This window comes from Georgenia satyanarayanai, assembly GCF_900116375.1.
GTDB lineage: Bacteria > Actinomycetota > Actinomycetes > Actinomycetales > Actinomycetaceae > Oceanitalea > Oceanitalea nanhaiensis.
On record NZ_UETB01000004.1, the window covers coordinates 133,161 to 154,480 of the forward strand.

The 21,320-nt window shown below is 73.8% G+C and carries 19 protein-coding genes and 1 tRNA gene; 9 read left to right on the top strand and 11 right to left on the bottom strand.

Annotated elements, in window-relative coordinates:
• Positions 1 to 104 precede the first annotated feature (104 nt).
• Positions 105 to 482 (top strand): MerR family transcriptional regulator, encoded by a 378-nt coding sequence (locus DSZ44_RS07895; RefSeq protein ID WP_110852194.1) that lies wholly within the window; start codon positions 105 to 107, stop codon positions 480 to 482.
• 59 nt (positions 483 to 541) lie between these two features.
• Here the strand turns inward: DSZ44_RS07895 and DSZ44_RS07900 are convergent, their stop codons facing one another.
• The 3 genes from DSZ44_RS07900 to DSZ44_RS07910 all read right to left on the bottom strand — a co-directional run bounded on the left by DSZ44_RS07900 (position 542) and on the right by DSZ44_RS07910 (position 2,843).
• A complete protein-coding gene (locus DSZ44_RS07900; RefSeq protein ID WP_110852065.1) occupies positions 542 to 2,110 on the bottom strand; it encodes an SPFH domain-containing protein in 1,569 nt (522 codons plus the stop codon).
• Positions 2,111 to 2,368: 258 nt separating this feature from the next.
• Positions 2,369 to 2,557 (bottom strand): hypothetical protein, encoded by a 189-nt coding sequence (locus tag DSZ44_RS07905; protein ID WP_110852066.1) that lies wholly within the window; start codon positions 2,555 to 2,557, stop codon positions 2,369 to 2,371.
• Between the two features lie 34 nt (positions 2,558 to 2,591).
• A complete protein-coding gene (locus DSZ44_RS07910) occupies positions 2,592 to 2,843 on the bottom strand; it encodes an acyl carrier protein (RefSeq protein WP_110852067.1) in 252 nt (83 codons plus the stop codon).
• 160 nt (positions 2,844 to 3,003) lie between these two features.
• Here DSZ44_RS07910 and DSZ44_RS07915 point away from each other — a divergent pair, with 160 nt between their 5' ends.
• Positions 3,004 to 3,957 carry a hypothetical protein gene (locus DSZ44_RS07915; RefSeq protein ID WP_146237501.1) on the top strand — a complete coding sequence of 318 codons (954 nt, stop codon included), beginning with the start codon at positions 3,004 to 3,006 and terminating at the stop codon, positions 3,955 to 3,957.
• On the opposite strand, the gene DSZ44_RS07920 is transcribed toward DSZ44_RS07915, so the two are convergent.
• Complete coding sequence (locus DSZ44_RS07920) at positions 3,954 to 4,952, bottom strand: helix-turn-helix transcriptional regulator (protein ID WP_110852069.1); 999 nt, start codon at positions 4,950 to 4,952, stop codon at positions 3,954 to 3,956. The two genes, DSZ44_RS07915 and DSZ44_RS07920, sit on opposite strands and share 4 nt — an antisense overlap.
• Before the next feature lie 75 nt (positions 4,953 to 5,027).
• Between DSZ44_RS07920 and DSZ44_RS07925 the strand changes: the two genes are divergently transcribed.
• On the top strand, positions 5,028 to 5,771 hold the full coding sequence (locus tag DSZ44_RS07925; RefSeq protein WP_110852070.1) for an alpha/beta fold hydrolase: 744 nt from the start codon (positions 5,028 to 5,030) through the stop codon (positions 5,769 to 5,771).
• Here DSZ44_RS07925 and DSZ44_RS07930 read toward each other — a convergent pair.
• Together DSZ44_RS07930 and DSZ44_RS07935 are read right to left on the bottom strand one after the other, a co-directional pair.
• A complete protein-coding gene (locus DSZ44_RS07930) occupies positions 5,768 to 6,328 on the bottom strand; it encodes a dihydrofolate reductase family protein (protein WP_110852071.1) in 561 nt (186 codons plus the stop codon). The genes DSZ44_RS07925 and DSZ44_RS07930 overlap by 4 nt on opposite strands.
• 84 nt (positions 6,329 to 6,412) lie before the next feature.
• Positions 6,413 to 6,485 (bottom strand) — tRNA-Arg (locus DSZ44_RS07935).
• Between the two features lie 104 nt (positions 6,486 to 6,589).
• Here DSZ44_RS07935 and DSZ44_RS18255 point away from each other — a divergent pair.
• From DSZ44_RS18255 to DSZ44_RS07965, 6 genes are all read left to right on the top strand, one after another.
• Positions 6,590 to 8,194, top strand: a complete 1,605-nt coding sequence (locus tag DSZ44_RS18255; RefSeq protein ID WP_110852072.1) for a GTPase domain-containing protein — start codon at positions 6,590 to 6,592, stop codon at positions 8,192 to 8,194.
• A complete protein-coding gene (locus tag DSZ44_RS07945; protein WP_110852073.1) occupies positions 8,191 to 9,693 on the top strand; it encodes a GTPase in 1,503 nt (500 codons plus the stop codon). Before DSZ44_RS18255 ends, DSZ44_RS07945 begins: the two co-directional genes overlap by 4 nt.
• Positions 9,694 to 9,806: 113 nt before the next feature.
• Positions 9,807 to 10,307: a single-stranded DNA-binding protein gene (ssb, locus tag DSZ44_RS07950; protein ID WP_110852074.1), complete on the top strand. Its 501-nt coding sequence runs from the start codon at positions 9,807 to 9,809 to the stop codon at positions 10,305 to 10,307.
• A gap of 114 nt (positions 10,308 to 10,421) precedes the next feature.
• Positions 10,422 to 12,104 carry an energy-dependent translational throttle protein EttA gene (gene ettA / locus DSZ44_RS07955; protein WP_110852075.1) on the top strand — a complete coding sequence of 561 codons (1,683 nt, stop codon included), beginning with the start codon at positions 10,422 to 10,424 and terminating at the stop codon, positions 12,102 to 12,104.
• Positions 12,104 to 12,568 (top strand): acyl-CoA thioesterase, encoded by a 465-nt coding sequence (locus tag DSZ44_RS07960; RefSeq protein WP_110852076.1) that lies wholly within the window; start codon positions 12,104 to 12,106, stop codon positions 12,566 to 12,568. The genes ettA and DSZ44_RS07960 overlap by 1 nt, the downstream gene beginning before the upstream one ends.
• A 183-nt stretch (positions 12,569 to 12,751) precedes the next feature.
• Positions 12,752 to 14,761, top strand: coding sequence for a glycoside hydrolase family 15 protein (locus tag DSZ44_RS07965; protein ID WP_110852077.1), 2,010 nt, complete (start codon positions 12,752 to 12,754; stop codon positions 14,759 to 14,761).
• Positions 14,762 to 14,797: 36 nt separating this feature from the next.
• On the opposite strand, the gene DSZ44_RS07970 is transcribed toward DSZ44_RS07965, so the two are convergent.
• The 5 genes from DSZ44_RS07970 to ptsP all read right to left on the bottom strand — a co-directional run bounded on the left by DSZ44_RS07970 (position 14,798) and on the right by ptsP (position 21,231).
• Positions 14,798 to 15,799: a DNA topoisomerase IB gene (locus DSZ44_RS07970; RefSeq protein WP_258369316.1), complete on the bottom strand. Its 1,002-nt coding sequence runs from the start codon at positions 15,797 to 15,799 to the stop codon at positions 14,798 to 14,800.
• Positions 15,800 to 15,894: 95 nt separating this feature from the next.
• Positions 15,895 to 18,162, bottom strand: a complete 2,268-nt coding sequence (locus DSZ44_RS07975) for a family 20 glycosylhydrolase (protein WP_110852078.1) — start codon at positions 18,160 to 18,162, stop codon at positions 15,895 to 15,897.
• Positions 18,163 to 18,245: 83 nt separating this feature from the next.
• Positions 18,246 to 19,142 (bottom strand): acyl-CoA thioesterase, encoded by an 897-nt coding sequence (locus tag DSZ44_RS07980; RefSeq protein WP_110852079.1) that lies wholly within the window; start codon positions 19,140 to 19,142, stop codon positions 18,246 to 18,248.
• Positions 19,139 to 19,537 (bottom strand): globin, encoded by a 399-nt coding sequence (locus tag DSZ44_RS07985; RefSeq protein ID WP_110852080.1) that lies wholly within the window; start codon positions 19,535 to 19,537, stop codon positions 19,139 to 19,141. The genes DSZ44_RS07980 and DSZ44_RS07985 overlap by 4 nt, the downstream gene beginning before the upstream one ends.
• Complete coding sequence (gene ptsP / locus DSZ44_RS07990) at positions 19,534 to 21,231, bottom strand: phosphoenolpyruvate--protein phosphotransferase (RefSeq protein ID WP_258369317.1); 1,698 nt, start codon at positions 21,229 to 21,231, stop codon at positions 19,534 to 19,536. Before ptsP ends, DSZ44_RS07985 begins: the two co-directional genes overlap by 4 nt.
• Positions 21,232 to 21,320 lie beyond the last annotated feature (89 nt).

A 21,320-nucleotide genomic window follows, 5' to 3' on the forward strand; every position in this document is an offset into this window, starting at 1 on the left:
CAGAGTGCTGCCCACATGATCTCGCTCACCACGCGTCCGCCGGGTCGTGCGGCCTCGATAGAGTCGGGGCTCGAACGCAGGAGAGGACGTCCGCGATGGGTCGCATGCAGATCGGTGAGGTGGCCGAGAGGACCGGGCTGTCCCTGCGGACCATCCGCTACTACGGCGAGGTGGGTCTCGTCGCGCCGTCGGGCCGGACCGAGGGCGGCTTCCGCCTCTACACCGACGGCGACGTCGCCACGCTCGAGCTCATCAAGACGATGAAGCCCCTCGGCTACACCCTCGAGGAGATGAGCGAGGTCCTCGAGGTCCTCGGTGCGCTCGACCGCGAGACCGCGCCGGGCCGGCGGGCCGAGCTCGTCGAGCAGCTGGCGGTGATCCGCGCCTCGGCCGCCACCCGCCGCGACCGCCTGCGCGAGCAGCTGGCCGCCGCAGAGTCCTTCATCCTGCGGCTCGACGAGCGGGCCGGCGACGGCGGTTAGCCAGGCCGGCGTGCCGTCGCCGCGCAGCGGCGGGTGCGCGGCGACGGCACGGCGGGAGGTCAGCTCGTCGGGACCTCGCTCGCGCCGTCGTCGTCCGCGGTGCGGCGCCCCACGCCCACGGGCTCGGGCTGCTGCCCACCGCTCGTGCGGCCGCGGACGAGCTCGAGCAGGTCGATCCCGGTCTGGGCCTTGAGCAGGGTGGCGAGCTCCTGGACCCCGACGGACACCTGGTCGGTGAGCCGCCCGGCGCCGTCCTTGTCGATGACGGTGATGTCGTCGATGCTGCCGAGCGCGTCGGCGTAGGGCTGGGCCATACGGGGCAGCGCGTCGAGGACCATCTGGAGGCGGGCCGACTCGGGGAAGGCCTGGTAGGCGTCGGACTCCGCCTTGATCGCGGCACCGCGGGCCTCACCCTTGGCGCGCTCGGCGGCGGCCTCCGCCTCGCCGCGTGCCTGGACGCCGTCGGCCTCCGCGCGGGCCACCGCGAGGGCACCCTCGGCGCGGCGCTGCTGCTCGATGAGGTCGGCCTCGGCGCGGGCGCGGGCGGCGGACGCCTCCGCGTCGGCCTGCGCCATCGTCCGCTGGGCCTCCGCCTCGGCCTTGCGGATCGCGGCGGTCTTCGACGCCTCCGCCTCCTGCTCGGCGGCGTACTTGCGGGCGTCGGCCTCCTGCGCGGCCTCGTACTTGCGCGCCTCGGCGGGCTTGCGGACCTCGGTCTGCAGCTCCTGCTCGCGCAGCGCCGCCCGGCCCTGGGCGACCCGCTCCTGCTCGATGAGGACGGCCTGCTGCGCCTCCGCCTCGGCACGCTCCTGCGCGGCCTCCGCCTCGGCCTCGGCCTGGGCGGTCTCCCGGGCGATCTGCGCGTTGCGCAGCGCGAGGGCCTTGTTCGACTCGGCGATCTGGACGGCGGACTCGTTGGACCGCTCGGTGCTCTCCTGCCGGGCCTGCGCCTCCGCGATCTCGGCGTCACGGGCGACGGCGGCGGCCCGGGGACGCCCGAGGTTGCGGATGTAGTCCCCGGAGTCCTCGACGGTCTGGATCTCGAAGTTCTCCAGGACCAGCCCGCGCTCGGCGAGCATCGGCACGGCGATGTCCTTGACCTCCTTGGAGAAGTCCTGGCGCTCGTAGAGGATCGACTCGACGGTGAGCGTTCCGGCGATGGTGCGGAGCACGCCGACGAGGACCTCGCTGGTCTGCTGCTCGATGACCTGCTCCTGGCTGCGGCCCGCGAAACGCTGGGCGGCGGCGCGCACCATGCGCTCGGTGCCGCCGACCTTGACGACGGCGATGGAGCGCAGCGTGACGCCGACACCGCTCTTCGTCGTCGCGTCCTCGGCCGCGACCGAGAAGCTCTGGGAGGCGAGCGACAGACGCACGACCTGCTCGAAGACGGGCTTGACGAAGGTGCCGCCACCGATGACGACGCGCTGACCGGACAGGTCGGTGGTCTCGTCGCCCGTCTCGGGGTTGATGACCGGCTTGCCGCTCTTGCGGCCGGTGATGATGAGCGCCTCGTCAGGGGTGGCGATCTTGAAGCGCACCTTGGCGTAGATGAAGCCGACGATGACGAGGACGATGAGGGCAACGACCGCCACGACGACGATCAGGGCGGTGCCGGCGAGTTCCATGGGGCTCCTATGCAGGTGAGCGGTACGGCCGTGCGCAGCCACCCGCCGGCGAGCACTGCAGGCGGTGACCGGTGCCCGCCGGGTCGACCGACGGACACCGCCACCCTACCGACGGCAGTCGCGACAGTTGTCGCTTTCCCCCGCCCTCATCCCACGCCGTCAGCCCCCGTCCTCATCGCCGACAGCGCACTTACCGCCGACAGTGCACTTACCGCCGACAGCGCACTTACCGCCGAGACTCTCGCCCGGCCCCGTCCGTCAGCCGGCGTCGAAGCGGTCCTCGCCGTCGGCGTCGGGGTCGTCCCTCGGCTCTCCCTGCGCCGGCACGGCGCCGGTGAGGTCGGGGGTGTCCTCCCTGGTCTCCGGGGCGGCGCGGTCGGGGGTCTCCGGTGCGGAGGCGTGCTGCGGGTTCTCCACGGGCACGTCTCCGGCGGTGCTCTCGCTCATCGTGATGCTCCTCGTCCTCGTCCTCGTCGCGTGGTCAGGCCGGTCCCTGCTGCGGTGACGTCTGGTCGGTCCCGCCACCGAGCTGCCGGAGGAACTCGTGGCACTTGTGCGCCCGCTCGGAGTCCTCCCTCATCACCTGCTCGAAGAACTGGGCGATGTCCTCCTTGCCGGCGTTGCGAGCGTCGCGGACGTACTGGCCGTAGTCGTGCCCCGCCTTGAGCGCGTGGTACTGCACGGAGATGAGGTCGAAGGTGACGTCGTCGAAGCCGGTCTCCCCGGTGGCCATGATGAACTCCCTCGTCGGTGAACCATGCGGACCCTCCTAGTGTGTGACCCGCAACACTGCGGGTGCATCTCGGGCCGCAGGCGGTGACGTCCCCGCCGCCCCGAGGCGAGCCGAGCCGAAAGCGGCACCTCGGCGTTGAGCGCTGTGGCACGGTGTCGAGGTGCGTCGAGTACTGAGCAGCGTCGCGGTCCTGTCCGTCGTCGTCCTGGCCGCGTGCTCGCAGACGGGGCCGTCTCCCGCGGCCGAGAGTCTGCGCGAACCCGCGACCGCCGTGGACGAAGCGGCGCCCTCGGCCGGCAGTGAGTTGGCGGAGACGACCCTGTGCGCCGAGCTCCCCTCCCGGGAGACACCCTTCGCGGCGGACCGGCTGGAGGGCTGGTGGAACGCGACCCCAGCCGATGCGCTGACGGGTGGCGCCCTCGCGGATCCGGCCGACTGGGGCGACGCCCGGATGCGTGAGCACCCACGGGTGGCGGTCGTCGACACCCAGTCCGGGTACTGGGTGACCTGGGACCGGACGATCTGCGGCGCGACCGACGAGTACGCGCCGACGATCGAGCCGGACTGGCCACCGCTGTCCTACGTGGTCGTCGACATCGACTCGGGGGAGCTGCTCGAGTCCGTGGAGATCGCCGACGTCGACGGCGGTGAGGGCCTGGCCACGACGAGGAGCGTGCTGGCCACGGTCCTCGAAAGCGGCTGGGTCGAGCTCGACGAGGACGACACCGTCCGGTACTCCGCCCTCGTGGCGCCGGAGGACCCCTACGGGCTCGAGCTCGTGGGAGGTGCGCGTGTGGACGAGCCCGACGTCGCCGGAGGTGTCTTCGAGTCCGACGGCGGGACGGGCTTCAGCTTCCGCGTCCAGCGCGGCCCGGACCTGGTCCTCGGCGAGCTGTTGGTGTTCGTGGCAGAGCCGCTCGAGGTCGACGGCGGGGAGGGCCAGACCGTCGGCGCGCCGTCGTGGGGGTTCATGGCCGAGGCGCTGGCCACCGGCGGGGAGTGTTCTGTCTCGGTGACGGCGCTGCCCGCCGGCACCGACGTGCCGCCGTGGCCCGAGGGCTACGCGGACTACCTCTCCACCACCGTGCTCCAGCGGCTGCTGGCCACCTGCTAGCCGTCGGCGCCGCTCACGGTGCCCGCGGGGCCGGCCGTGCCGCGGGCCGCGCTCGCCCGGAGGCGGTCGACGAGGGCGAGGACCTCCTCGCGCAGGGCGTCGGGCGTGAGGACCTCGAAGTCCCAGCCGAGGCCGGCGAGCATGCGGGCCATGCCGTCGAGGCGCTCGGCGCGCGTCTCGAGCAGCACGCCGTCGGGATGCTCGCTCAGGCGTCCGACGCTCGGGGGCAGTCGCTCGGCCGCCTCCGCCCGGGTGGTCCGCAGGAGGACGCGGACCTCGTGCGCCCACCGGACCTCCGCGATGCCGGAGGTGACCCGCGTCCTGGCGTCGAAGTCGGCGGGCACGTCGTAGGAGCCCTGGCCCTGCGCGACCGAGGCGATGCGGTCCAGCCGGAAGGTCCGCACGTCGTCGCGGCCGTGGTCGTGCCCGGTGACGTACCACCGGCCGGCATGGAAGACGAGGCCGTAGACGTCGAGCTCGCGCTGCGACTCCCGCCCGTCCCAGGCGGTGTACGCGACCGTCACGGTGCGCCGCGCCTGCGCCGCCGCGGCGAGTGCGAGCAGGGTGTCGGCGCCGGCCGGGGCAGCCGCCCGTGCCGGGCTGGTGAACTGTGCGCTCGCGAGCAGGCTGTCGAGCCGCTGGCTCAGGGCGCGCGGCAGGACCCGCGACACCTTGGCCAGCGCGCTCGCCGTCGCCGCCGGCGCGGTGGTGGCGAGCCCCGCGCGTTCCGCGGCCTGCAGGCCGAGGACGACGGCGACGGCCTCGTCGTCGGTGAGCATCAGCGGCGGCAGCTTGTAGCCCGGGAGGAGCCGGTACCCGCCGTACCTGCCCCGCTGGGCCTGGACGGGGATGCCGAGGTCGGCGAGGTGCTCGGCGTACCGCCGGACCGTGCGCTCGTCGACCCCGAGCCGGTCGGCCAGCTCACCGACGGTGCGCTGCCCACCCGTCTGGAGCAGCTCGAGCATGGCGAGCACGCGAGCGGTCGGGCGCGTCACTGCCGTGGCCGTCCGGAGAAGTCGCCCACGAATACCGGGCGGGTTGTGTCCACAATGCACTCTAACGTCGTCGACATGGAGACCACCACCACCTACGTCCTCGTCCCCGGCTTCTGGCTCGGCGCCTCGGTCTGGCGCCCCGTCGCCGACGCGCTGAGCGCGCGCGGCCACACCGTGCACGCTGTCGACCTCCCGGGCATGGGCGAGCGCGCCCGTCTCGCCTCCGCCCAGACCGACCTGACGACACACATCGACGACGTCGTGAATCTGCTCGAGGAGCAGGACCTGCACGACGTCGTGCTCGTCGGCCACAGCTACGGCGCCCTCGTGACGACCGGCGCGGCGGACCGCGTGCCCGAGCGCGTGGCGCGCCTGGTCTACATCGACTCGGGGCCCCTGCCGGACGGCACTGCGCAGGCCGACTTCGAGGGACCCGAGGCGCGCGCGGCCAACGAGAGCCGCGTCATGACGCACGGCCAGGGCTGGAGGCTCCCGCCGCCGGACTGGGCCGCGCTGGCGGCCGACGTGCCCGACGTCGACGACGCCGCCGTCACCACCCTGGCCGAAGGCGCGCGGCCGCAGCCCTGGCGCACCGCCACCGAGCCCGTCTCGCTCACCGGCGCCTGGCAGCGGATGCCGCGGACGGGCGTGCTGTGCAGCTTCAGCCTCGAGCAGCTGCGGCAGATGGCGCCCCATGCACCGGTGTTCGCGCACATGGTCGACGGCGACTGGAGCTACGTCGAGCTCCCCACGTGGCACTGGCCGATGGTCAGCCGGCCGGTGGAGCTCGCCGAGGTGCTGGCGTCGGTCGGTCCCTAGTGCACGACGGCGTGGCGCACGTAGACCACGCCGTTGCCGAACCGGCGAAGATCCAGCAGCTCGAGGTCGAGCCGGCTGCCGAGGGGCAGCGCGGGCTTCCCGCCGCCCACGACCACCGGGTACAGGAGCAGCACGCACTCGTCGACCAGGCCGTGCCGGAACGCCTCGGCCCCGAGGGCGGCACCGCCGATGCTCAGGTCCGCGCCGGAGGACTCCTTGAGCCGGCGTACCGCCTCGGGGTCGAAGTGCCGCTCGATCCTCGTCCGCGCCGTCGTCACCTCCTCGAGCGTCGAGGAGTAGACGACCTTGTCGGCGGCACGCCAGATCCCCGCGTACTCCTGGATGACGGCCGGCTCGCCGGCCAGCCAGTCGTCGCTCTCCCAGACGCGCATCGTCTCGTACATGCGCCGCCCGTAGAGCGAGGTGCCGATGCGACGCTCGTGCTCGTTCCAGAACGCGTGCACCTCGTCGTCGGGCTCGGACCAGTCGAAGGCCCCGGCTGCGTCCTCGAGGTAGCCGTCGAGGGAGATGTTGGCTGCGTAGACGAGCGTGCCCATGATGTGCCTCCGGCCGGACGGGGCTCCAGCGTCCAGCGTCCCGGAGGTGCCCGTCAAGAGCGCTGCGAAGCGCGTGAGCAGCGGCGCCCCAGGCAGGACTCGAACCTGCAACCTACGGATTAGAAGGCCGTTGCTCTATCCATTGAGCTACTGGGGCCCGGCACGCCGGCCAGGGACAACGGTAGTGCCTCCGTGCGACACGCACTCCGACACGTGACGTCGAGGCTTGGACAGCCCGTGCTGACCAGGGAGGATGAGGGGGTGACCACCGCCCCCGACCCCCGCGCTGCCCGCTCGGCACGCCACGTGCGGGGCAGGTCACCGATCCTCGACGTCGTCACCGACCTGCTCGAGGACGTCACCTCCGCCCGCTTCCCCCTCGACCTGCCCGGTACCGAGACGCTGCGCGAGCTGCGCGACCGGGTCGAGACGCAGATCGGTGCCCACCTGCTGCCGCGCCTCAAGCGCGAGGCTGGGCCCGCCGTCGTCGTCCTCGGGGGCTCGACGGGCGCGGGGAAGTCCACCCTCCTCAACTCCGTCGTCGGCCGCGAGATCTCGGCCGCCGGCGTCATCCGGCCCACCACCGTCAGCCCCGTCCTCGCCGTCCGCCCCGAGGACACGTGGCTCGTCGCCGAGCACCCCGTCTCCGAGCTCGCCGACGTCGTCCCCGACGACGGTGTGCCCGCCGGCCTGGCCCTGCTCGACGCGCCCGACCTCGACTCCGTGCTCGAGGGCAACCGCGCCCTGGCCAACCTCCTGCTCGAGACCGCCGACCTGTGGCTCTTCGTCACCACCGCCGCGCGCTACGGCGACGCCGTGCCGTGGCGGGTGCTGCGCCAGGCGCAGGAACGCGGGATCACGGTGGCCGTCGTCCTCAACCGGGTGCCGCGACGCGTGCTCCCCGAGGTGCGCGCCGACCTCATGCGCCGGATGACCGACCTCGGCCTGGGGGAGGCGCCGCTGTTCGTCGTCCGGGACGTCGGGCCGCACGAGGGCCTCCTCCCGGCCGACGTCGTCGAGCCCGTCCGCACCTGGCTCGCGCTCCTCGGGGGCCGCAACACTGCCCGCGGTGTCGTGCGACGCACCACCCAGGGTGTGTGGGGGACGCTGCGCGAGGAGCTGCTGCGGCTGGCCGACGGCGTCACCGAGCAGGCCATGGCCGCCGGAACGCTGCGCGCGCGCGCCGAGCAGGCCGTCGGGGAGGCCGCCGACGCGCTCGTGGCCCGTCTGCGCACCGGCGTCGCCACCCAGGGCGCGCCGACCACCCGGTGGCTGTCCGCGGCCAGTACCGGCGGCGTGCTCGCCCCGCTCGCCGGGGACGTCGCCCGCATCCGCAAGGGTTGGCGGGGCGGCGGCGTGCGCGACCGCAGCCGCGCCGCCGTCGCCATCGGCGCCGAGACGCGCCAGGCGCTCGCCCCGCTCCTCGTCGACGCCGCGGCCGACGCCGCCGCGGGCCTGCGCCGCGCCTGGTCCGAGCCCGGCCGCGGCGGGGAGAGCCTGCTCGTGGCCGACGACGGCGCACGGGACTCCCGCGCCGGGTCCGCCGTCGCCGCCTGGGCCGCGCGCACCGACGCCGTCGCCGAGCGGGTGCTCGGTGACAGTGACCGCGTGCTGGACGCCGCCGGGCTCAGCGGTCTGCTCCAGGCGGCCGCCGCGGGCCTGGAGGGCGCCGTGCGCGCCGTCCGGGCGCTCGTGCCGGGGGAGGACGTCGTCACGGCGATCGCCGAGGATCTGCACGCCACCGCGGCCGAGGTGGTCCGGGACGAGGCTCGTCCCGCCCTCGACCGCCTCGCCGCCCTCGGGCTGCGCAGTGAGGCCGGCGCCGGACTGCGGCTGCGCGCCAGTGAGCTGAGAGGACACCGATGAGGCACCACGGCGCCCACGCCGCCCCCGCCCACGACGACGAGCGGCTGAGCGCGCACGTCCAGCGGATCGCTGCCGCGCTCGAGCAGGCCGGTGACGAGGTCGCCCCCGAGCTCGTCACCGCGTCTCTCGCCGACATCGCCCAGGTGGAGAAGCGGCTCGCGCTCGGCGTGGACCGGACGGTCGTCGCGCTCGTCGGCGGCACCGGCTCGGGCAAGTCCTCCCTCTTCAACGCCATCTCCCGGCTGCGCTTCGCCGACGTCGGCGCGATCCGGCCGACCACCGACCGGGCCGCGGCGTGCGTGTGGGGCGGCCCCGCCACCGAGCTCCTCGACTTCCTCGAGGTGTCCGAGCACCGACGCATCGGCCGCGAGAGCGTCCTGGACGCCGACGAGGAGCAGGCCCTGCACGGGCTCGTGCTCCTCGACATGCCCGACCACGACTCCGTCGCGGAGGCCCACGCCGACCAGGTCGACCGGCTGCTGCCGCTCGTCGACATGCTCATCTGGGTGGTCGACCCGCAGAAGTACGCCGACCACGCCCTCCACGACCGCTACCTGCGTGCCCTGGCCGACCGCCAGGAGGCGATGCTCGTCCTCGTCAACCAGGTCGACACCATCCCCGCCGCTGCCGTGCCGCGGGTGGTCGAGTCCGTCCGGGGCCTGCTTCGGGCCGACGGTCTGGAGGGCGTGGAGATCATCACGACCTCCGCCGTCACCGGTCAGGGCGTGGCGGACGTGCGCGAGCTCCTCGCGCTGACGGTGGCACGGTCCTCGACCGCCGCCCGCACCGCCGACGCGGAGATCGGCGCCGTCGCCCGCCGGCTCCGGGTCGCTGTCGGGACGGTGGAGCCGCCGCTCGGCAGCACCGAGGTGGAGGCCGCCGCCCGAGAGCTGAGCCGGGCCGCCGGCGTCGCCTCCGTCGCCGACTCCGTGCGCGCCGCGGTCGTCCGCATGCGGTCCAGCGCGCTGGCCCGCCCCGAGCCGCCGGCCGCGGGGGCCGTCGAGGCCGTGCGGGGCCGCTGGCTGGCCGCCGCGACCGCCGGTCTGCCCGAACGGTGGGTGCGGGCCGTGACGCAGGCCGTGCCCCGCACCGACTCCCTGCGGGCGTCCGTCTCCTCCGCCGTCGACGGCGTGCCGCTGCCGGAGGTGCGCCGGCCGGGGCTGCTCGCCCTGCAGGTCGCCGGTCTTGCGCTGATCACGCTCGGCGGGGTCGCGCTCGTCCTGGGCGTCATCGGTGCCGTCGGGGCCGTCGACCTGCCCGGACCGACGCTTCTCGCCGTCGGGGCGGGGCTGCTCGTCCTCGGCGCCGGCGCCGGCATCACCGCGCGGGTGGTGCGTGGCTCACAGGGGGAGCGGGCGGCGGCGCGCTACCGCCAGGAGGTCGAGGAGCGCGTCGGTGAGGTCGTCCGGCGCGAGCTCGCCGCGCCGACGGTCGGCGTCCTCGAGCGGCACCGGACGCTGCGTCACGCGCTGGACGCGGCTGCCGCACAGGACGGCTGAACGACAGCTTCCTCCACAGCAGGCGGCTCGGGCGCACCCGGGTGACGGCGCCGGGCGGCATCGTCGTGCTCGAGTACCGGCACCCCGCCGGCTCGGAACCAGGGAGCACTGCGATGAGCGACACCAACCAGATCACCGTCCGCGGACGCGTCGGGACCGACCCGGAGATCGTCGTCACGGCGAACGGCAGGGAGGTGACGCGGTTCCGCCTCGCGTGCACACGCAGCTACCGGGACTCCGCCGGTGAGTGGCGCGAGACCGCCACCGAGTGGTTCACCGTCAAGACGTGGGGGCCGGGCGGGACGATCGTGCAGCGGTCCGTCCGCCGCGGCATGCCCGTCCTCGTGCAGGGCACCTTCAGCTCGGAGGAGTGGACGGGGCCGGACCGCACCAGCCACACCAACGTCATCACCGCCGGTGTCATCGCCGTCGACATCAAGTACGGGCTCGTCACCTACGCGAAGGTCGTGCGGGAGACGCCGGCGGAGGGCGGTGCCGCCGGCGAGGGCATGACCGGGGCGGACGAGGAGCGGAAGCCGGAGGACAGCGGCACGCCGCCGGCGGAGGGCCTGGAGCCCGCGGACCCGTGGGAGAAGGCGCCGGCCGAGGTGTGATCGCCTCGAGCGAAGCCCACGCGGCGGGCGTACGACTCCCGGGCGGCCGTGGCCTACCCTGGAGGACGCAAGTGGCCGGGGGTCCGGCCCGCATCCTCGAGCACTGGGAGAGTTGTGGCCGAGTACATCTACTCGATGGTCAGGGCACGCAAGGCGCACGGCGACAAGGTCATCCTCGACGACGTCTCCATGTCCTTCCTGCCCGGCGCCAAGATCGGCATGGTCGGTCCGAACGGCGCGGGCAAGTCGACGATCCTCAAGATCATGGCCGGGCTGGAGCAGCCCTCGAACGGTGAGGCGCGGCTGAGCCCGGGCTACACCGTGGGCATCCTCCTGCAGGAGCCGCCGCTGGACGAGACGAAGAACGTGCTGGAGAACGTCCAGGACGGCGTCGCGGAGATCAAGGCCAAGCTCGACCGCTTCAACGCCATCGGCGAGGAGATGGCGAACCCGGACGCCGACTTCGACGCCCTCATGGCCGAGATGGGCACCCTCCAGGGCGAGATCGACGCCGCCAACGCGTGGGACCTCGACTCCCAGCTCGAGCAGGCGATGGACGCCCTGCGCCTGCCCCCGCCGGACGCCGACGTCTCCGTCCTGTCCGGTGGTGAGCGCCGCCGCGTGGCGCTGTGCAAGCTGCTGCTCGAGGCGCCGGACCTCCTGCTCCTCGACGAGCCCACCAACCACCTCGACGCCGAGTCCGTCCTGTGGCTCGAGCAGCACCTGGCCAAGTACGCCGGTGCCGTCATCGCCGTCACCCACGACCGGTACTTCCTCGACCACGTGGCCGAGTGGATCGCCGAGGTCGACCGCGGGCGCCTGTACCCCTACGAGGGCAACTACTCGACCTACCTGGAGAAGAAGGCCTCGCGCCTGGAGATCCAGGGCAAGAAGGACGCCAAGCTCCAGAAGCGCCTCAAGGACGAGCTCGAGTGGGTCCGCTCCTCGGCCAAGGGCCGCCAGGCGAAGTCCAAGGCGCGCCTGGCCCGCTACGAGGAGATGGCCGCCGAGGCCGACCGCATGCGCAAGCTCGACTTCGAGGAGATCCAGATCCCGCCGGGCCCGCGCCTGGGCTCGGTCGTCATCGAGGCGAAGGACCTGGAGAAGGGCTTCGGGGACCGCGCCCTCATCGACGGCCTGTCCTTCTCCCTGCCGCCCAACGGCATCGTCGGCGTCATCGGCCCCAACGGTGTCGGCAAGACGACCCTCTTCAAGACGATCGTCGGCCTCGAGCCGCTCGACGGCGGTGACCTCAAGGTCGGCGAGACCGTGCAGATCTCCTACGTCGACCAGTCCCGTGAGGGGCTGGACCCGAAGAAGACCCTGTGGGAGGTCGTCTCCGACGGCCTGGACTTCATCCAGGTCGGCAAGGTCGAGATCCCCTCGCGCGCCTACGTCTCCCAGTTCGGGTTCAAGGGCGCCGACCAGCAGAAGCCGGCCGGCGTGCTCTCCGGTGGTGAGCGCAACCGGCTCAACCTCGCGCTCACGCTCAAGCAGGGCGGCAACCTCCTGCTCCTCGACGAGCCGACCAACGACCTGGACGTCGAGACCCTCGGCTCGCTGGAGAACGCGCTGCTCGACTTCCCCGGCTGCGCCGTCGTCGTCTCCCACGACCGGTGGTTCCTCGACCGCGTCGCGACCCACATCCTCGCCTGGGAGGGCACCGAGGAGAACCCCGCGAGCTGGTACTGGTTCGAGGGCAACTTCGCCGCCTACGAGGAGAACAAGGTCGAGCGCCTGGGGCCGGACGCCGCCCGCCCGCACCGCATGACCTACCGCAAGCTCACGCGCGACTGATGGCCCGACTGACCGTTCCCGTCAAGCTCCGCTGGTCGGACATCGACGGCTACGGGCACGTCAACAACGCGGCGATGCTCACCCTCCTCGAGGAGGCGCGCATCGCCGCGTTCTGGGCGAGCCCGGAGGACCCGGACGTCACCGGCGGCAGGATCCTCGCCGCCGGTGACGGCGCGCAGACGGCCACCTTCATCGCCCACCAGGAGATCGAGTACCTCGCGCCGCTGGAGTACTCGACGGCGCCGCTCCAGGTGGAGATGTGGCTGGCCCGCATGGGCGGGGCGAGCATCGACGTCTGCTACGAGGTGCCCGGGCCCGACGGCGTCGCCGTGCGGGCCATGACCACCCTCGTGCTCGTCGACCGCGCGACCGGGCGCCCGCGCCGGATCACCGACGAGGAGCGCACCGCCTGGGCCGAGCTCGTCGAGGCCCCGGTCACCTTCCGCCGCAACCTCTCCCGCTGAGGGTCCCGGCGCGCCGTCCACCCCTTCCGCCGAGCGCTGAGTTGTTACCGGCAAGAGGAGTAACAACTCAGCTCTCGGCGGAAGGGGGATGGGGATGGGGGATGCGGGAGCCGTAGGGTGGGGCGGTACGTGGCCACGGACGGACGAGCAGGGACGACGATGAGAGGCAGGCTCCTCGCAGCCGTGGCAAGCGCTGCCCTCGCGCTGACGGGGGCCGCCGTGCCCCCGCCCGACGCCTACGAGGCCCAGCTCGACCACTCCTACGCCAACTTCGCGATCCACGCGCCCGTCCACGCCGGCGCGCAGACCTTCGTCCCCGAGGACGGGGAGCTGCACACCGTGGCGGCGTGGCTCGTCAGCCGCGCCACGAGCGGGCAGGTCACGGCCTCGGTGCGCACGGACGCCACCGACCCGGCGACCGAGGTCGCCCGAGCGCAGGTGGACCTGGCCGGTACCGGCCGCGGGTGGCTCGAGATCGACCTCGGCGGTGTCCCGGTCACGCCGGGGGAGGAGTACGCGCTCGTGCTCCAGGCCACCGACACCGACGGGGCCGTGGAGTGGTGGGGCTCGCGGTCGGCCGCGCCCGGCACGCCGCCGAGCTGGAACTACGACCGCGACCACTGGGCCGGCTGGGTGCAGCAGGGCGCGGGCGCCGCGGCACGCTTCGCCGGCTGGGACCTCGCCTTCTACGTCGACGACGCCCACGGCGGCTGCGCGGCCGACAACTCGTGCTGGCGCCACCTCGCCGGTGAACAGCTCGGCGTGCAGCCCGCCGGCATCCTCGGCACGCCGGGCCACCCCTACGCCCTGTCGGCCTTCGAGACGGCAGGCGCACGTTTCGTCCCCGGCTCCAGCGTCCTCGAGCTCGCCGACGGGAGCTGGCTCTACCTGCCCGACGGCGCCGACGCGCCCGTCGTCGTCCCCGCCGAGCACCCCGACGCCCTCGCGCAGGTGGAGGAGAGCCGGACCTGGCTCGCCTCCGGCAGCGTCCCGGGACGCACGGAGACCGAGCGCGAGATGGCCGAGCGGGCGCTGCTCGACATGCGGCTGCTGCTCCAGGACAACGGTGCCGTCGCCGCGGCGTGGCACACGATCTGGCGCTACTCCTGGCCACGCGACTCGGCCTTCACCGCCGTCGCCTTCGCCCGCGCCGGCTTCACCGAGGAGGCGCTGCGGATCCTGCGGTACAACGCGGGCACCCAGCGTCCGGACGGCACCTGGGAGGCCCGCACCCTGCTCGACGGCTCCGGGCCCCCGGACGCTCGTGGCTGGCAGCTCGACGCGAACGGCTGGGTCCCGTGGGCGACCTGGCAGTACCTCCAGACCGCGTCCGCCGCCGAACGGGACGCGGCGCTCGGCGAGCTGTACCCCACCGTCCGGGCTGCTGCCGACTACGCCGCCGGCAGCCTCGACGAGAACGGCATCCCGCCGGCCCGGCCGGACTACTGGGAGAGCGACTACCCGGCACCGAACCTCGGCACGGCCGCACCCCTGCTCGCCGGTCTGCGCTCGGCCGCCGCCGTCGCCGAGCTCGCCGGGGAGGAGGACGACGCCGCACGCTGGTTCGCCGCCGCGGACCGCCTCCAGCGGGGCATCGACCTCTCCTTCGGGGTGATCGGGTACCAGCGCACCGTCGTCAGGGGCAGCGGCAAGGACTCCGCCGTCACCTGGCTCGCGCCGCCGTTCAACCCCGTCACCCCGGCCGTGCGCGCCGAGCTCGACACGACGTGGCAGGTGCTGGTCCAGGACACCGGTGGCGTGCAGCCCGGCGAGCGGTGGGGCGACGACATGACGTGGACCCCGGAGACGATGTTCTTCGCGCTCGCCTGGGCCGCCGACGGGCAGGACGCCAAGGCCGAGCGGGTCGTCGAGTGGATGGACGCCCACCGGACCCCGGTGGGCGCCTACCCCGAGAAGGTGGGCCCGGACGGGAACCCGGCAGCGGTCTCCACCCTCGGCTGGACGGCGTCCCTCACCGTGCTCACCCTGGAGGCGCTCGAGGGGTCCGTCGCCACCCCGCCCGCCGGCACGAGCAACGTCGGGGACGACGACGGCGCAGCCACCGACCCGCGGTCCGCCGCTCCCGCCGTGGTCACCGTCCCGGACTCGGTCGCCCCCTGGCTGCTCGTGCTCGCCCTCGGTGCTGCTGCTGCCGCCGGTCTCGGCCTGAGCCGTCGGCGTCGGCGTCGCTGACCGCGACGCCTCCCGTGGACGTCCGGTCGGGGAGGGTCAGGACAGCAGGTCGATGACCGCCTGCTCGGCGGGGGCCAGGCCGGTGCGGACCTCGATCTCGCCGGGCGCGGCCGCGTCGGGCGGGATGGTGGTGCCGCGTTCGAAGCTGTCGATGACCTGCGGGTCGATGTACGACGCGCGGCTCACCGCCGGGGTGTTGCCCAGGTCCTCGGCCACCCGCTTGACTGCCTCACGGACGGCCGCCTGCCGCTTGCGCGCGGTCGAGACGTCCTCGGCGCGGGCGAGGTGCACGGCGGCGATGACCGTCCCGCGCCACGTGCGGAAGTCCTTGGCGCTCGCGTCGGGTCCGAGGAGCTCCTTGAGGTAGGCGTTGATGTCCGCCGTCGACAGGTCCACCCAGCGGCTGCCGTTGCGGTAGGCGAGGAGCTCCACGCCGCCCCCGCGCCGACGCCGCAGGGTGGTGAGCGGGCCGGTGAGCTCGGGGTCGTGCAGCTCCAGGGAGCGGGGCAGCCCGGACTTCGCCGTGTACTGGAAGCTGAGCGTGCCGTCGGCGCGGATCCGCAGGTGGTCCTTGCGCAGCGTCGCCAGGCCGTAGGTCTCGTGGCGCGCGGCGTAGGTCTCCCCGCCGATGCGGAAGGCGCCGCGGTCCAGCAGCCGGAAGGCGATGGCCAGCGACTGCTCCCGGGTGAGCCGGGGCAGTGCCAGGTGCTCGGCCACCTGCCCGCGCGCCTCGGGCAGCCGGGTGGCGACCTCGAGCACGTGCCGGTACTTCGCCCGCTCCCGGCGCGCGCGCCACACGTCGTGGTACAGGTACTGGCGCCGCCCGGCGTCGTCGATGCCGACGGCCTGGATGTGCCCGGCCGGGTCGGGGCAGATCCACACGTCGCGCCAGGCAGGCGGGATGACGAGGGAACGGCACCGCTCGACGACCTCGGGGTCGGTGACCCGCCGGCCGTCCGCGTCGAGGAACATGTACCCCTTGCCGGCGCGCCGCCGGGTCAGACCGGGGGAGTCGACGCGGACCTTGCGCAGCCTCACCTGGTATCCCTCACGGCCCCAAGTCTGGAAGGCGCGCGCCGAGTTCGCGCGGGGAGGGACGCCCGGGCGGCGGCGGACCCCGCCCGGGCGCCGCCTCAGCCGCGCGTGTGGCGACGCCGCAGCAGACGCGCGCCGGTCCCGACGAGAGCGGCGACGCCGAGCAGCACCAGCGCGACCGGTGCGCCCGTGGCCGGCAGCTGCCCGCCGCCGGGTGTGGTCGGCGGGGCCACCGGCGTCGTCACGCTGGGCGTGGGTGTGGGGGTGGGGGTGGGGGTGGGCTCCTCGCCCAGCACGGTGACGGTGAACGGCGCCGTCGTCGTGCCGTTCGGGGCGGTGACGCTGAGGACCGCGCTGTAGGTGCCGGGCTCGGCGAAGGTGTGCTCGAGCTCCAGGAGGTACTCCCCGTTGACGGTGAGCTCCTCGCCCTCACGGGTGGCGACCACGGTCGCGGGTACCGGCTCGCTCCCGTCACCGAGGTCGACGCTCGCGGAGACCTCGTCCGCGGAGGTGCCCGGCGCCGTGACGACGCCGACAGTCAGGGCAGCGGTCCCCGGGGCCCGGAGGTGCTGGTCGGTGCCGGCCGCGTCGACGGCCCACTCGACCTCCGGGGTGGCGTAGAAGTTGTGGTCCTGGAGGGTCAGTCGTCCGCCGAGCGTGGCGAGCCGGCCGAAGAAGTCCTCCAGCTCGCGGTCCTCCTGCGGGGTCCACCCGATCTCGAGGACCGTCGCGGCCCGCGGCAGCACGAGCCACTGCGCCTGGGCGATGCCGCGGACCGTCTCCGACCACAGCGGCCCCTCGACCCCGAGGAAGCCCTCGGTGTTCACGTCGGGGAAGAGCTCCTGAGGGTCCCAGTCGTAGTACCGCTCGACGGTGCACTCGTCCGGGCACGCCCACGAGAGCCCGATGGGGGACACGGAGTCGTCGGGGTCCTCGGGGTCGTCACCGTCGTACCGCTGGTCGAGGTAGGCGCGCGGGGCGTCGGAGACGACCATCCGGGCGCCGTTCTCGTTGACCCGCTCGGGGGCGACGGCGGCGCCGGCCGTGCCCGCGCTCCACATCTGCAGCACGTTGCCCTCGTGCACGTCGGCCAGGGCGAGCTCGTTCCAGCCGAAGGGCTCCTTGCCGAGGTCCTCGACGACGTCGATCATCCGCTCCATGAAGAAGATGTAGTCCTCCTCCTCGGTCACGTGGGACTCGTCGCCACCGATGTGGAGGTAGGGGCCGGGCGTGAGCTCGGCGATCTGGGACCACACGTGCTCGAGGAACGTGTACGTGACCTCGTTGCGCGTGTCGAGCGTCGAGTGGCCGACCTCCCCGGTGCCGTGCGCCGGCGGCACGCCCGTCTGCGGGTCCGGCTCGGGTGCCGCTCCCTCGGTGTTGAGCTGGGGGATCGCGTGGAGCGCCGCCTGCGTGTGCCCGGGGGTGTCGATCTCCGGGACGACGACGACGTGCCGCTGGGCGGCGTAGTCGACGATCTCGGCGTAGTCCTCCTGGGTGTAGAAGCCGGTGCGGCCCGGCTCGTCCTCGTAGCCCTGCTCCGTCATCGCGGTCTGGCCGGACACCGAGGTGAGGCGCGTGTAGTCGATGTCGTCGCCCTCGACCCGGCCCTCGTTGGTGATCTCGATGCGCCAGCCCTGGTCGTCGGCGAGGTGCAGGTGCAGGTGGTTCATCTTGAGCTGGACGAGGGAGTCGATGAACTGCTTGACCTCGTCCACGGTCTGGAAGCTGCGCGCGACGTCGAGCATGATGCCGCGGTAGTCGAAGCGGGGGGAGTCGAGGACGCTCACCGCGGGCACGGTCCACGGTCCCGCCGTCACCTCGTCGTGCTCGACGAAGGCGGGGAAGAGCTGGCGCAGCGTCTGGACGCCGTTGAAGACGCCGTGCGCGCTCGCGGCGGAGACGACGACGCCGTCGGCGCCGGAGCCGAGGGTGTAGGCCTCGGCGGAGTCCTCGTAGCCCTCGACGGCGTGCTCCGCGCCGACCTGCAGCGTGATGTCGGCGCCGTGGCCGCCCTCCGTCACGACCGGCAGCTCGTAGCCGGTGGACGGGCGCAGCACGCTCGCGAGGAACGCGCCCGCCTCCGCGGCCTCACCGGCCGCGACGATCCGCGAGTCCGGGGTGAGGACGAAGGGATCGGCGTCGGCGTCGTGCTCGACCGAGACGGGCCGGGGAAGGACCGTCGGGGACTCGACGGGTGGGTCCACGGGTGCCATGGCCCCCAGGGTGCCACCGACCGCGGCGGTCGGGAGGCCGAGCAGCGTGAGCGGCAGCAGGAGCGCGGCCGACACCACGCTGCCGATGCTGCGAGCCCGTCGCCTGTGGGGGCGGGCGGTGGTGGACGGTTCGGGCACGACGACGCGCATGGCACACTCCCCCAGGGTTGCGGCCGCGGGAGGCTCGCCACGCCCGCCCCACCGCGAGTGACGCCGTCATGCTACGACCGGCGTCAAGATCCCTCGTGGACGCGCACCATGCCTTCCTGGGCGAGCGTGGCGACGAGCGCACCGGCACGGTCGTAGACCTTCGCCAGGCCCAGCCCACGTCCACCCTGGGCGCTGGGCGCGTCCTGGACGTAGAGCAGCCACTCGTCCACGCGCACGTCGCGGTGCCACCACATGGCGTGGTCGAGGCTGGCGACCGACAGGCCGGGGGAGGTCCACACGAGCTCGTGACGGCGCAGCACCGGCTCGAGCATCACCTGGTCGCAGGCGTAGGCGAGCAGTGCCCGGTGGGTGAGCTGGTCCGCCTCGACACGGCCCCGGGAGCGCATCCACAGCGCCTGCCGGCTCAGCGGGGAGTGGCCGCGCGGCACGTAGATGGAGCCCTCGACGTGCCGGATGTCGAAGGCGCCCGTGCGGGCGTAGAAGCTCGCCGCCGGGTGGTCGTAGCGGGAGAAGAGGTCCGCGGAGCTCTCCAGCCCCTCGGGGCCGGGCACCTCCGGCGGGTCCTCGGCGTGGTCCAGGCCGGGCTGACGCTCCTGGAAGGAGGTGATCATCGAGAGGATCGGCCTGCCGTCCTGGATCGCGTGGGTGCGGCGGGCGCTGAAGGAGCCGCCGTCGCGCATCCGCTCGACCTCGAAGGTGATCGGCCGGTCGAGCTTGCCGGGGCGCAGGAAGTAGCCGTGTACGGAGTGGGGCAGCCGCTCGGCGGGCAGCCCGGCGTCGGAGACGGTCGCGGCGGCCGCGATGAGGGACTGGGCGAGCACCTGCCCGCCGTACACGCGCCCGCTGAGGTGCTCCAGCGACGTGCCCGAGCAGGTGTCGTGCCCGGTCCGCTCCAGGCGCAGGAGCTCCAGGACCGAGGTCAGCGCCTCGCTCTGCTCACCGGCGTCGGCCACGGTCACGGCTCCTCCATCGTGTTGACGAGCGAGAACGCGGCCCGCTCGAGGTAGGTCCACAGCATCGTCTCGAGCTCCGCGGGCAGGCCGAGCTCGTCGACGCCGTCGCGCATGTGCTGCAGCCACCGGTCACGGGCCAGCGGGCTCACGGCGTAGGCGGCGTGCCGCATCCGCAGCCGCGGGTGGCCGCGGGTCTCGGAGTACGTCGTCGGGCCGCCCCAGTACTGCTCGAGGAACATCGTCAGGCGCTCGACGGCGCCCTCCATGTCGTCCTCCGGGTACATCGGCGCGAGGACGTCGTCGGTGCGCACCCCCTCGTAGAAGCGCCGGACGAGGCGCTCGAAGGTCGCCCGGCCGCCGAGCGCCTGGTACGCGGTGACCTCGTCGGGGCTCGCGCTCACAGGCCGAGCTCGTCGAGGACGGGCAGCTGCCCCCGCACGAGGGCCCGCGCCTGCTCGGCGGACTCCGCGCCGAGCGCGAGCTGGGCGAGCTCCTGGCAGCGCTGCAGGCTCGTCGCCGCGAGCACGGCCGCGACGTCCGGCAGGGAGCGCGGGGACATCGACAGCGAGGACACACCCAGGCCCACGAGGACGACGGCGGTGGCCGGGTCCGCGGCCGCCTCACCGCACACGCCCACGGGCCGGCTCTGCTGTGCGCCACCGCGGCAGGTCTCCTCGATCATCCGGAGCACGGCCGGGTGGAAGGCGTCGGAGAGGGACGCGAGCGAGCCGAGGAGACGGTCGGCGGCCATCGTGTACTGGGTGAGGTCGTTCGTGCCGATCGACGCGAACGCGGCCCGGGCGAGGATGGGCCCGGACATGAGCGCCGCGCTGGGCACCTCCACCATGACCCCCGCGGTGGTGAGGCCGTGCTTGGCGCAGGCGGCGACGAACTCCTCGGTCTCGTCCACCGTGGCGACCATCGGGGCCATCACCCACACGTCGGCGCTCTCGGCGGACGCCGCCTCGGCGATCGCGGTGAGCTGGTTGTCGAGGATCCGCGGGTTGCGCCAGGAGGTGCGCAGTCCCCGCACGCCGAGGGCCGGGTTCGGCTCGGCGGTGTCGGTGAGGAAGGGCATCGGCTTGTCCGCGCCGGCGTCGAGCGTGCGCACGACGACCTTCTTGCCCGGGAAGGCGGCCAGCACGGTGCGGTAGGCCTTGACCTGCTCGGCGACGCTGGGCTCCTCGGCGCGGTCGAGGAAGCAGAACTCGGTCCGGAACAGGCCCACGCCCTCGGCGCCGGCCTCGGCGGCCTTGGCGGCACCCGCGGGCTCCCCGACGTTGGCGAGCAGGTGGACACGGTGGCCGTCGCTGGTGCGGCCCTCGCCGTCGAAGGTGCGCACCTGCGTCGCGAGCGCCTCGGCCGCGGCGACCTCCTCCGCGCTCGGGTCCAGGACGGCGGTGCCGGCGGCGCCGTCGACGAGGACGGTGCGGCCCTCCTCGAGCACCTCCAGGGCGTGCGGCGCCCCGACGACGGCCGGGATGCCGAGCGAGCGGGCGAGGATCGCGGTGTGCGACGTCGGGCCGCCCTCGGCGGTGACGATGGCGCGGACCTTGCTCGGGTCGAGCAGGGCGGTGTCGGCCGGGGCGAGGTCGAGGGCGACGAGGACGAAGGGCTCCTCGAGCTGGGGGATGCCCGGCATGGCCACGCCGAGGAGGCTGGCGACGACGCGGTCGCGCACGTCGCAGACGTCGCGTGCCCGCTCGGCCATGTACCCGCCGAGCGCGCTGAGCTGCTCGGCGACGGCGTCGGCGGCCTCCCAGACGGCGAGTGCGGCGGTCTTGCGCTCCTCGCGGACCTTCGCCTGGGCGGACTGGACGAGCGTGGGGTCGGCCGCCATCTGGGCGGTGGTGGCGAGGATCTCCGCGGCCTCGCCCTCGGCGCTCTCCGCGGCGGTGCTCAGGCCCTCGGCGACCGTGGCCGCGTGCGCGGCGACGGAGGCGGCGGCCGCCTCGACGTCGTCACCGGCGTCGAGGCGCTCGTGCGGGGAGGGGGCGGGGACGGCGCCGGCGAGCTGAGCCACCGGGCCGGCGGCCCGTCCGGGGCTCACGCCGATGCCACGGACGTGTGTGCGGCGTGCGTGCTCAGTGCTCAAGTGGGTGCTCCCGTCACGTGGTGCCATGCTGTGCCTATTGTGCGCCCTCACCGGCGGTGCTCGTGCCGGTCCGGAGGGGTGACCGACCT